The organism is Aestuariicoccus sp. MJ-SS9, from assembly GCF_032586235.1.
In the GTDB taxonomy this organism is placed as follows: domain Bacteria; phylum Pseudomonadota; class Alphaproteobacteria; order Rhodobacterales; family Rhodobacteraceae; genus Aestuariicoccus.
Genome location: NZ_JAWHTD010000072.1, coordinates 1 through 11029, shown reverse-complemented (window position 1 = coordinate 11029; position 11029 = coordinate 1). Strand labels below are relative to the sequence as shown.

Genomic DNA, 11029 nt, shown 5'->3' with positions numbered 1-11029 from the left:
CATACCCGTCACTGGGCCCGTAGGATAAGTCCGTCCGGGGAAAGGGGCAGTCCGTTCAAACCCGCATTTGTGCAACATGTATAACCGCCCCTTGCGCAAGAGGTAATTTCGGAAATGACTTTGGCGCGCCACCGGGTGCTGACATGTATCCGGCCTCTGTTGAGGCCGTGGTCATGCCGCGGGCCCGTATGGTGTTCGAAGGTCGGGTCCAGATCAAAGCCGCGTGCTCGAAGGCACTCTGTTGCACACTGGTTTTCCCGATCCCGTCTCACGACTGTTGCGCCAAACTGCTCCTTGCCCTCTTCCGCTCCGACGTCCTCGCGACCGCTGGTAGGCTTATGCCGCCGCGACCGGAGAATGGTAGACGCCGCCTCGGGCCATTATGGCCCAGACAATCCGCGCCATCTTGTTGGCCAGGGCCACCCGAACCAGCATCGGCGGCTTGCGCTTCAGCATCTCTCCCAGCCAAGTGCCGGGCCGGGCCGCAGTATGGATATGCCGTTTGATGATCACACTGTTGGCCCCAATGATCAGCAGCCGTCTGAGCGACCGTTCGCCCATCTTCGTGGTAGCCCCAAGGCGCTGTTTGCCCCCGGTGGAATGCTGTCGCGGCGTCAGGCCGAGCCAGGCTGCAAAATCACGGGCCTTGCGGAATGTCTCGGGCGGCGGCGCAAGCGTCGCAATGGCCGTGGCGATCAACGGCCCGATGCCAGGCACCGTCATCAGCCGTCGGGCCACCTCGTTCTCTTTGGCCCGGCGGGCGATCTCGGCATCCAGCTTGCTAATCTCCGTCTCCAGATGGGTGAGGGAGCCGACCAGAACCTTCAACGCGGCGGTGGCATCGACGGGCAAGCCGCTGTCCGGATCCTCTACGATCGCGATCAACCGCGCGGCGTTGGCTGCGCCTTGTGGCACGATCTGCCCGAACTCGCCCAGATGGCCGCGCAGCGCATTGATCGCTTGCGTGCGCTGCCGGATCAGCAGTTCGCGGATCCGGAAGACCATTGCAGCCCCCTGTGTCTCTTCACTCTTCACAGGAACGAACCGCATCGTCGGACGCCGGGCGGCCTCGCAGATCGCCTCGGCATCCGCTGCGTCGTTCTTCTGCCGCTTGACGAACGGCTTGACGTAAGCTGACGGGATAAGCCGAACTTCATGGCCTAGCCTAACGATCTCGCGGCCCCAGTAATGCGCGCCGCCACAGGCTTCCATTGCGACGACACAGGACGGCAGCTGACTGAAAAACTCCAGAACCTGCGCTCGCCGCAGCTTCTTTCGCAGAATTGCGCGTCCTGCGCCGTCCGCGCCGTGTAACTGAAACACATTCTTCGCTAAATCGAGCCCAACCGTGATAATCTCTGACATGACCGTCCTCCTTTGTGGATCATCGCAGACCCACCTTGGCACACAGATGCCGTCGGGGGGCGGTCACATCATCAAAGCCGCTCCTGATTACAAAAATTCAATAAAGGAAGCTATATCAGCGATCGAGGCGGTTTTCTTTTCGATAAATGGATCAAAGTCTAAATCACTTAATGAGGCTATCCGGAAAGCTAAGAGCGACGGTTTTCTTTTGCATCCGGCTCTGGAAAAGGGAATATTGAATATTTATGGATGGACATCGGACGAGAATGGCGTGCGTCATGCTTCATTCGAATATGGCGGTGCGGTTGGCGAAAATCAAGCGCGCTTAATGCTGGTGCTGTGCGCATGCCTTCTGAATTTTATTATTTCGTCATATCAGGATTGACTTCAACTTGGGTGAGGCTGAATTCTATTTAAAGGCGTGCCTTGAATAAATCTCATCGAGTCAACGCTAAAGCTTGTTTAAATACGGGTGCTCAATTGTGTTTATTCGGAGCATTTCCGTTCTGGTTCCGGCTATTAACCCGTATCCCCGGCGCGGAGTCAAGGCCGCAGGCCGCCGCGCCATCGCCGGGCCGCCCCCCGGCACGGCGATTGGTCTGACCTTGGCGCGCCCTTCGCAGATTATCCGGATGGGCTGGCATAAAGCGCCACCGAACCGGCGTCGGATCGCCGCGCCGCGGCCCGTCGATGGCGCGACCTGAGCCATAAGAGCAAGCCGCTGTGCGGCGGCGTGACCATTCAGTCGTTTCTGTCCCACTGCGCCATCACGCCGAAACGCCGTAGGGTGCGCGCTCTGCGCGCACCGCGCCGAGGAATCACCCCAAGATCCCCGGCCAGTTGGCCAGCCCTTTGGCGATGTTGCCGGGCACGTCCTGCAACCAAAGCTCGCGCGCGCGCAGGTTGGCGTTGAGATAGAGCTTGTCCTCGTAGACCGTCCAGGCCTCGGGCATCGTCGGCGCGAGGCAGCCCTTGGACGCGGCATAGGCGCAATAGCCTCCGAAAACAGGGGCATAGCGGGTCGGGTCTGCCTCGAACGCGGCGCGGTTCCCGGCGCTGGCGAAGCGCCATGTCGCCCCCCGCCAGTCGAGCGTGATCGCCTCGGACCCGGGCACCGGCGCGCCCTCGGTGAAATAGGCGATGGGGTCGGTGCCGTCGATCGCGATGCCCCGCTCCTGGTAGGTTTCCGGCTCTCGCGCCAGGCCGGCGCGCGGCAAAAGCGCTGTTGCGGGGGCGGCCAGCATGAGGCCAAGGGTGGCGCGGCGGGTGAGCATGGGCGTGTCCTTTCGGGGTTCTGTTCGCGTGACCCAAGAATGCGCATGCAAAGGCCGCCGCGAAAGCCCCTCTCAACCGCTCGTGATGGGCCGTGTGGCACCAAAGGGTTTTTGAAACAATCGGGAACGCAGTGTTTCCGAATACGAAACACCCCGTTCTTGCGGAAGAATTTGACTTGTCCACAAGGGCTGGTAGCCTGTCGGCAGTAAAAGAACGATTTTCAGACCTCTTGGGGGACAGCGATGTATTTCAGAACGATCATGGCCTCGGCCGCCCTGGCGCTGACCGGGACCGTGGCGCCGGCCGGCGGCGACGCCTATACCGGCGACGCCACCAACAACCCCAATTCCAACGTTTTGGTGCATTCCTACGCGGGGGCCAATTACTGCCCCGAGGGTCTGCAGCCCGTGACCATGGGCGGCGTCATCTGCTGCGGTACGCCCAACGCGGGCGCCTATTACGACGCGCCGTCGACCCGCCGCGTCGCGCACAGGACGCGCGCCGCGATGCCCGTCGCGGTCGAGGGCGAAAAAGGCGTGATCTTCAAGTAATCGCCCCCGTGCCCCTCTGACCCTTGGCAAGCCCTGGCAGGCCGCGTATACGCGCGGCCTGATGACCGTTTAGGGACCGATACGCCATGCAGGGCAGCGCCAATCTCAATATCATGATCAAGGCCGCGCGCAAGGCGGGCCGCAGCCTCGTCAAGGATTTCCGCGAGGTCGAGAACCTTCAGGTGTCGATGAAGGGCGCGGGCGATTTCGTGAGCCGTGCCGATGTGGCCGCAGAAACCATCCTCAAGGAAGAGCTGATGGGCGCCCGCCCAACCTATGGCTGGCTCGGCGAAGAGGGCGGCGGCGAGGACGGCCAGGACCCGACGCGCCGCTGGATCGTCGATCCGCTGGACGGCACCACCAACTTTCTGCACGGCCTACCGCATTGGGCGGTGTCGATCGCGCTCGAGCACAAGGGCAAGATCGTGGCTGGCGTGGTCTTCGACCCCGCCAAGGACGAGATGTTCTATGCCGAGAAAGGCTCGGGCGCCTGGCTGAACGATTCCAAGCGACTGCGCGTGTCGGGACGGTCGCGGATGATCGAGGCGATCTTCGCCACCGGAATACCGTTTGCTGCCAAACGCACGCTTCCCGCGACGCTCAAGGATCTGGCGCGGCTGATGCCCGAATGCGCCGGCGTGCGGCGATTCGGGTCGGCGGCGCTCGACCTCGCCTATGTGGCCGCCGGCCGCTATGAGGGGTACTGGGAACGCGAGCTGAATATCTGGGACACGGCTGCGGGTTATCTCATCGCGGTTGAGGCCGGCGCGCTGGTCGAGGGTGTCCGCGAAGGGCAGGACCCGCTGGAAAGCGGCAGCCTGCTTTGCGCCAACGGTCAGCTTTTCGATCATCTGGCAAAGACGCTGCGGGGCGACTGAGCGGGCGCCCCTTCCGGCTGGCAGTGCCGCCCGGGTTAAAACGTCGGAGCCTCCGGCGGGGATATTTAAGACCAGATGAAACGATCTTTTAACCAGGATCCCCTAGCGTGATCCTGCGGAACAGGCGGGGACGCCGATGACCGTACCAGGTGAAGCATCGCTTCGCGGCCCGTTCCCGGATACACCCGGGAGCGGGCTTTTCTCATTTGCGAATGAGCCGGCTTTCATCTGGTCGAAAATATCCCCGCCGGAGGCACAATACTCTTTCGGCGCGCTGGCCGGACTAGGCTAGCGGTCGGAGGGATGGTTGATCCCGTCGACCCAGCGGATGGGCTCCACCATATCTGGGGTCACGCCATCGAGCGTGTAGAGGTTGACGCCGTATTGGTTGGGGTTCGAGCGGCGTTGATGAAACATATAGATGCCGCAGGTGGCGCAGAAATGGTGGCGCGCGGTCATTGTGCCGAATTGGTAGAGCGACAGCTTGTCATTGCCGCGCAGGATCTCGATCCCGCCGAGGGGGGCCGAGACGGCAGGCGCGCCGCGGCGGCGGCAGAACGAGCAATCGCAGCGCCGGGCGGTGTCGAGACCGTCGCTCAGCGTGACCTTGAGTTCGACCGCGCCGCAGTGGCATGTGGACTTGACGGATGTGGTCATCGGCGTCTCCTGACCGTGGGGATCGAGCTGCGCGAGAGTTTGTAGCGCGCTTCGGGGTGGGGTGGGTGGCCTTCGGTGCGGTTCCAATAGGCCGGGCCGCCGCGTTTCAGCCAGACCGGCAGTGTCAGCGCCAGTCCGATCACGAAGCCGCCCGCATGGGCCCAATAGGCGACGCCCCCCTGATCGGCCTGCGCGCCGAAGCCGCCGAAGATCTGCATGGCGAACCACACTGCCAGCATGATCCAGGCCGGGATCGGAAAGACCCGGAAGAAGACGACGATGATGACCAATATGTCCACCTTGGCCTTGGGAAACATCAACAGATAGGCCCCCATGACCCCGGCTATGGCGCCGGATGCGCCGACCGTGGGCACGGGCGAATAAGGCGCGGCGAGGTAATGGGTCACGCCTGCGCCGATGCCTGTCACGAGGTAGAAAAGCGCAAAACCGACATGGCCCATCTCGTCCTCGACATTGTCGCCGAAGATGAACAAAAACAGCATGTTGCCCAGGAGATGCGCGATGCCGCCGTGCAGGAACATCGAGGTCACGAAGCCGGTCTCGCCCTGGCCGTTCTGCACCAGCGCCGGGATCAGCGCCCAGTCGAAGAAGAACTGGTTCAGGGCACGGGGGTCGGAAAAGAGCGCCCAGTAGCTAAGGAATATGCCCACATTCAGCGCGATAAGCGCGTAGGTCACATAGGGCGTGCGCCCCGACGGGTTGTGGTCGCGAATGGGAAACATCGCCCCACACTTGGAAGAAAAGCGTGGGGCGTCAAGGGCCTTGGATCAGCTTTCGCCCGCCAGAAGCGCGGCATTGCCTCCCGCCGCCGTGGTGTCGATGCAGACGTGCCGTTCGGACCGGGCGTGGCCCGCATCCGGCGCGCCGGTGATCAGAGGCAGGATCGGCCCGTCGCGATCCGCAAGGGCCGCGCGATAGCCGCGGGCGCTGTCCTCGTCGCCCCACCAGAGCGCGCCGGACAGGCCGGTCAGGCGGCCCAGATCGTTGGCGGACACCAGCCCGTCGGGCACGACCGCCGTGCCGCCAAGCGCGCGGATGGCGCGGGCCTGTGCCTCTGCCGCGGGCTTGCCGGGGCCGAGGCAGAGCACGGGCGGCCGCGCGAAGGTGGTCAGCTGGTTCGACTCGCCCGTGGGGCCGGGCAGCGCATGGCGCGCGGGCGCGGCCTGGTCATGGGCGGCGTTCAGCGCCTTTTGCAGCGCGGCGGGGGCCGCGTCCTTGTCCCAGGCGGTGCCCTCTTGCGGTGCCGCGTGCCGGCGGAAGCGGTTGAGGTAGTCGGGGCCGCCCGCCTTGGGGCCGGTGCCCGAAAGGCCCTCGCCGCCGAAGGGCTGGCTGCCGACGATGGCGCCGATCTGGTTGCGGTTGACGTAGATGTTGCCCGCGTGGACCCGCTCGGTGACATGCTCGACCCGGTCGTCGATCCGGGTCATCAGCCCGAAGGTCAGCCCGTAGCCGGTGGCGTTTATGGCGTCGATCACCTTGTCGATTTGGGTCGCCTTGAAGGTGGCGATGTGCAGGACCGGGCCGAAGATTTCACGCTCCAGATCCGCGATGCCGTTCACCCGGATCAGCGTGGGCGCGATGTAATGGCCGACGTCCGGGGTGGGGCGGGTCTTGATCAGGCGGCCGTCGTCCTCGGCGCGAGCGATGTGGTCGGCGATGCCGGCCTTGGCCTCGGCGTCGATCACCGGACCGACATCGGTGGTGATTTCCCACGGACGGCCGAGGCGCAGGGCGTCCATCGCGCCGGTGAGCATCTTGGTGAAATCCTCGGCGATGTCTTCCTGCACGTAGAGGCAGCGCAGGGCCGAGCAGCGCTGGCCCGCGGACTGGAAGGCCGATTCCACGATGGCCTGCACCGCCTGTTCGGGCAGCGCGGTGCTGTCGACGATCATGGCGTTGAGCCCGCCGGTCTCGGCGATGAAGGGCGTGCCGGGTGCGAGGTGCGCCGCGATGCTGCGGTGGATGATCTGCGCGGTTTCGGTCGAGCCGGTGAAGGCCACGCCGCCCACGGCCGGGTTCGAGGTGAGCGATGCGCCCACCTCGCCCGCGCCGGGCAGAAGCTGCAGCGCCGGGACGGGCACGCCTGCCTCGTGCAACAGCGCCACGGCGCGGGCGGCGATAAGCGGGGTCTGTTCGGCGGGCTTGGCCAGCACCGCGTTGCCCGCGGCCAGCGCTGCGGAGACCTGGCCGGTGAAGATCGCCAGCGGGAAGTTCCACGGGCTGATGCAGGCGAAGGTGCCGACCGGCGGCGCGCCATCGGCGCGGGCGGCGTAGTAGCGCAGGAAGTCGACCGCTTCGCGCAGTTCGGCGACGGCGTCCATCAGCGTCTTGCCGGCCTCGCGGTGCAGGAGCGCGAAGAGCTCGCCGTAACGGTCCTCATAGAGGTCGGCGGCGCGGTTGAGCGCCTTGGCGCGGGTGGCGGCGTCGGCGTCCCAGGGCCGGGCGGCGGCGCAGGCCTTGGCCACGGTGTCGGGAGTGGCCCAGGTGACGTGGCCGACGGTATCGGTCGGGCGGGCCGGGTTGGCGAGCGCCTCTTCGGTCCCTTGCGGGCCCTCCTCGGCGGTGACGGGGGCGGCGCGCCATTGATGGGTGGCGAAGGCGTCGCGGGCGGCGTCGATGGCGGCCAGTGTCGGCCGGTGGGCAATGTCCCAGCCGCGCGAATTGGGGCGTTCGGGCTGGAAAAGGTCGGGGCCGGTGCTGAGCGTGGTGCTGGGGGTGTAATCGAAGGGGTCGGCGGCGACCTCCTCGGGGGGCACGTCCTCGTCGACGATCTGGTTCACGAAGGACGAGTTCGCGCCGTTTTCCAGCAGCCGCCGCACCAGATAGGCCAGCAGATCGCGGTGCGCGCCGACGGGGGCGTAAATCCGGCAGCGGGTCTTTTCGCGCTTCAGCACCAGGTCGTGCAAGGTTTCGCCCATGCCGTGCAGGCGCTGGAATTCGAAGCTGGCCGGGTCGGCCTGCATGTGCAGGATCGCGGCCACGGTGTGCGCGTTGTGGGTGGCGAATTGCGGATAGATGCGGTCGGTCATGCCCAAAAGCTTGCGGGCGTTGGCGATATAGCTGATGTCGGTGGCCGCCTTGTCGGTGAAGACCGGAAAGCCGGGCAGGCCCGCGACCTGGGCGCGCTTGACCTCGGTGTCCCAGTAGGCGCCCTTGACCAGCCGCACCATGATGCGCCGGTCCAGCCGCTCGGCGGTCTCGTAGAGCCAGTCGAGTACGTGGCCCGCGCGCTGCCCGTAGGCCTGCACCACCACGCCGAACCCGTCCCAGCCCGCCAGCGACGGCTCTGACAGAACCGCCTCGATCACGTCGAGCGACAGCGACAGGCGGTTGGCCTCTTCCGCGTCGATGTTAAGCCCGATGCCCGCGCTGCGCGCCAGTTGGGCCAGCGTCCGCAGGCGGGGCACGACCTGATCCATGACGATGTCGTGCTGGGCCTCTTCGTAGCGCGGATGCAGCGCGCTGAGCTTGACCGAAATGCCCGGATTGTCGCGGATGTCATCGGATTTCGCTGCTTCGGCAATGGCCCCGATGGCGCGCGAATAGCTCAGGTGATAGCGCCGCGCGTCGGCCTCGGTGCGGGCGGCCTCGCCCAGCATGTCGTAGCTGTAGGTATAGCCCTTGGCCTCCATCGCCGCACCGCGCTTCATTGCCGCCTGGATGGTCTCGCCCAGCACGAATTGCGCGCCCATCTCGCGCATGGCGCGGCCGACGGCGGTGCGGATCACCGGCTCGCCCAGCCGCTTGATGGCGCTGCGCAGATGGCCCACAGGCCCCTTTTCGTCCTCTTGCAGCACCTTGCCGGTCAGCATCAGCGCCCAGGTCGAGGCGTTGACCAGCGGCGAGGTCGAATGACCCATGTGCTTGCCCCAGTCCGACGGCGCGATCTTGTCCTCGATCAGCGCGTCGATGGTTTCGGCGTCGGGCACCCGCAAGAGCGCCTCGGCTAGACACATCAGCGCGATGCCCTCGTCGGTCGAGAGGCCGTATTCCGCCAGGAACACCTCCATCAGGCCGGGCTTGGTGGTGCCGCGGATGTCGCGCACCAGAGCGGCCGCGCGGGTGCCGATGGCGGCACGATCATCGGGCGTCAGCGACGCCGTTTCGCGCAACGCATCGAGGGTCGCGGCCTCGTCGGCATAGGTGGCGGCGTCGATCTTGTGGCGCAGGTCGGGCGTGGCGTCTTTTGGCATGGTGTCCTCCGGTCAGTTACGCTATGGTAGCGCAAGGCTGACAGGCGTTTTGACTGAAAGACGCGGATCGCCTGACCGATTGGACCAAATTTCCCGGATTTCCGATGCATGACGATATCGAAAGCTTCGACCGGTTCGACCGCGCGATTCTCACTACCCTGGCAAGCGAGGGCCGGATCAGCATCACCGAGCTGGCGCGCCGGATCGGCCTGTCGAAATCGCCCACCCAGGCGCGGCTGCGCCGGCTGGAAGAGTTGCGGGTCATCCGGGGCTACCGCGCGATCCTCGACCCGATCCAGCTGGGGCTCGACCACGTGGCCTTTGTCGAGGTGCGCCTGACCGACACGCGCGAGGCCGCGCTGGCCGCATTCAACGCAGGCGTCGCCAAGATCCCCGAGATCGAGCAGGCGCATCTGATCGCCGGCAATTTCGACTATCTGCTCAAGGTGCGGGTGGCCGACATGCCCGCCTATCGCCGGGTGCTGGCCGAGAAAATCTCGACCCTGCCGCATGTCTCGGCGACCTCGACCTATGTGGCGATGCAGGCCGTCAAGGAGGACGGTTTCGCAGATGTGACTTGACCCGGGCGGCCCGCGGCGCACCATTGCGCGCATGAAACGCCTGATTGCTTTGTTCTGCCTCACCGCCGCGCCCGTCTGGGCGGACGGCTGCCCCGTCGCCCCCGATCACTCGCAGGCGCTGGAGCGATTGTTCGACGAGGTGCAGCAGGCGCAGAACGACATGGAAGGCCGCATCATCGCCAACCGGATGTGGGAGTATTGGACCGACGCGCCGGACGAACCCAGCCAGGCCATGCTTGATCAGGGGATGCGGGCGCGCGGATCCTACGACTTTCTGACCGCGCTGGACCGGTTCGACAAGCTGGTGAACTACTGCCCGTTCTATGCCGAGGGCTACAACCAGCGCGCCTTCATCAACTTCCTGCGCGAGGATTACACCGCCGCGCTGCCCGATCTGGAACAGGCGCTCAAGCTGAACCCGAAACACGTGGGCGCGCTTGCAGGCAAGGGGCTGACCCTGATGGCGCTGGGCCGCGACGTCGAGGCGCAAGAGGCCCTGCGCGCCGCCGTCGCGCTCAACCCCTGGCTGGGCGAACGGTACCTGCTGAAAGGCAAAGAGCTTTAGCCGCCCGGCCGCTCAAGCCGGTTGTGCAGCCCATGCCATCCCGCTACCAAGGTTCCCGTGCGGGCGTGATGGAATGGTAGACATACCAGACTTAAAATCTGAGGGGGCGTTGCCCCGTGTGGGTTCGAGTCCCACCGCCCGCACCATGGCATACGAAAAACGCTAATTGATCGGTGTCTCGGTCAAGAACGGCGGTTGTCAGGCCACCCTTTTAATACCCTGTGTCATGCTGTGCCGGTCGTTCCGCGATAAATGAAATGTGCGGTTTAATCCACTCAATGCTTGACTGGAAAGGGCCTATGCGGGCTTCAATAGGTATTGTAGTGAATTAATGGGTGCAAATTGTGACCAAAGACCTCATTCCGGATTACCTCTCGCAGGGCGAGCCCGCGCGGCTTTTTCCCGTTCTCTCGAATACATCGAAAGAAGGGCGGACAACATCCATCGTCCTGGCTTGCATGTCGAAGGTGCATGAATTCGGGGTCCAATTGCTGGGGTCGGTGGGGCAAAGGCTTGGAACGCGCGCGGCTTTGGCAACCTATACCGAGGTCGTATTTCACAAGATGCCGTCGGACGTGAAGGACAGGCCCGACGGTCTGATTGTCCTCAAGGTCGGGAAAAGGGAATGGCGGGCGCTGGTCGAAGCCAAGGTCGGAAACTCTGATCTCGATGCGGACCAACTTGAACGCTATCGCGCGCTGGCAAAGGAAAACGGCATAGATTGCGTGATTTCCATCTCAAATCAGTTTGCAACCACGCCTGAAAACCACCCTCTCGAGGCTGTGCGAAAGAGCCGGTCGAAGGTCCCTGTTTTCCACTGGTCCTGGATGCATATTCTCACAACGGCAGACTTGCTCGTCTCAAAGGGGCGTTGTTGCAAAAGTCTGTCGGCGAAGGATTCACTTCGTGAATCCATGCCGTTAGACGCGTTGTATGAACAAGC

The 11029-nt window shown here is 64.5% G+C and carries 10 protein-coding genes, 1 tRNA gene and 1 pseudogene; 7 read left to right on the top strand and 5 right to left on the bottom strand.

The genetic code is table 11. From position 1 onward, the window contains the following. Nucleotides 1–336 precede the first annotated feature (336 nt). Nucleotides 337–1365 (bottom strand): IS110 family transposase, encoded by a 1029-nt coding sequence (locus RXV88_RS22290; RefSeq protein ID WP_316295859.1) that lies wholly within the window; start codon nt 1363–1365, stop codon nt 337–339. Between RXV88_RS22290 and RXV88_RS22285 the strand changes: the two genes are divergently transcribed. After that, nucleotides 1364–1750 carry a hypothetical protein gene (locus RXV88_RS22285; protein WP_316295857.1) on the top strand — a complete coding sequence of 129 codons (387 nt, stop codon included), beginning with the start codon at nt 1364–1366 and terminating at the stop codon, nt 1748–1750. The genes RXV88_RS22290 and RXV88_RS22285 overlap by 2 nt on opposite strands. Before the next feature lie 433 nt (nt 1751–2183). Here RXV88_RS22285 and RXV88_RS22280 read toward each other — a convergent pair whose 3' ends face one another. Continuing rightward, on the bottom strand, nt 2184–2639 hold the full coding sequence (locus tag RXV88_RS22280) for a YHS domain-containing (seleno)protein (RefSeq protein WP_316295855.1): 456 nt from the start codon (nt 2637–2639) through the stop codon (nt 2184–2186). Between the two features lie 243 nt (nt 2640–2882). Between RXV88_RS22280 and RXV88_RS22275 the strand changes: the two genes are divergently transcribed. Together RXV88_RS22275 and RXV88_RS22270 are read left to right on the top strand one after the other, a co-directional pair. Then, nucleotides 2883–3191 (top strand): hypothetical protein, encoded by a 309-nt coding sequence (locus RXV88_RS22275; protein ID WP_316295854.1) that lies wholly within the window; start codon nt 2883–2885, stop codon nt 3189–3191. An 86-nt stretch (nt 3192–3277) separates the two neighbouring features. Then, nucleotides 3278–4069 (top strand): inositol monophosphatase family protein, encoded by a 792-nt coding sequence (locus RXV88_RS22270; RefSeq protein ID WP_316295853.1) that lies wholly within the window; start codon nt 3278–3280, stop codon nt 4067–4069. Between the two features lie 288 nt (nt 4070–4357). On the opposite strand, the gene RXV88_RS22265 is transcribed toward RXV88_RS22270, so the two are convergent. Genes RXV88_RS22265 through putA form a run of 3 tightly spaced genes read right to left on the bottom strand, consistent with a single transcriptional unit; the run spans nt 4358 to nt 8940 of the window. Beyond that, nucleotides 4358–4726, bottom strand: a complete 369-nt coding sequence (locus tag RXV88_RS22265) for a GFA family protein (protein WP_316295852.1) — start codon at nt 4724–4726, stop codon at nt 4358–4360. Beyond that, a complete protein-coding gene (locus tag RXV88_RS22260; protein WP_316295850.1) occupies nt 4723–5469 on the bottom strand; it encodes a rhomboid family intramembrane serine protease in 747 nt (248 codons plus the stop codon). The genes RXV88_RS22265 and RXV88_RS22260 overlap by 4 nt, the downstream gene beginning before the upstream one ends. Before the next feature lie 45 nt (nt 5470–5514). Continuing rightward, the gene (gene putA, locus RXV88_RS22255; RefSeq protein WP_316295849.1) at nt 5515–8940 is read right to left on the bottom strand and encodes a bifunctional proline dehydrogenase/L-glutamate gamma-semialdehyde dehydrogenase PutA; all 3426 of its coding nucleotides are present in this window, start codon (nt 8938–8940) and stop codon (nt 5515–5517) included. A 104-nt stretch (nt 8941–9044) separates the two neighbouring features. Here putA and RXV88_RS22250 point away from each other — a divergent pair, with 104 nt between their 5' ends. The 4 genes and pseudogenes from RXV88_RS22250 to RXV88_RS22235 form a co-directional block, all read left to right on the top strand. Beyond that, nucleotides 9045–9521 (top strand): Lrp/AsnC family transcriptional regulator, encoded by a 477-nt coding sequence (locus tag RXV88_RS22250; protein WP_316295847.1) that lies wholly within the window; start codon nt 9045–9047, stop codon nt 9519–9521. Nucleotides 9522–9552: 31 nt separating this feature from the next. Then, nucleotides 9553–10086 (top strand): tetratricopeptide repeat protein, encoded by a 534-nt coding sequence (locus tag RXV88_RS22245; protein WP_316295846.1) that lies wholly within the window; start codon nt 9553–9555, stop codon nt 10084–10086. 59 nt (nt 10087–10145) lie between these two features. Beyond that, nucleotides 10146–10232, top strand: a tRNA-Leu gene (locus RXV88_RS22240). A gap of 198 nt (nt 10233–10430) precedes the next feature. Next, nucleotides 10431–11029 (top strand): annotated as a pseudogene (locus RXV88_RS22235) (hypothetical protein); the annotation flags it as partial.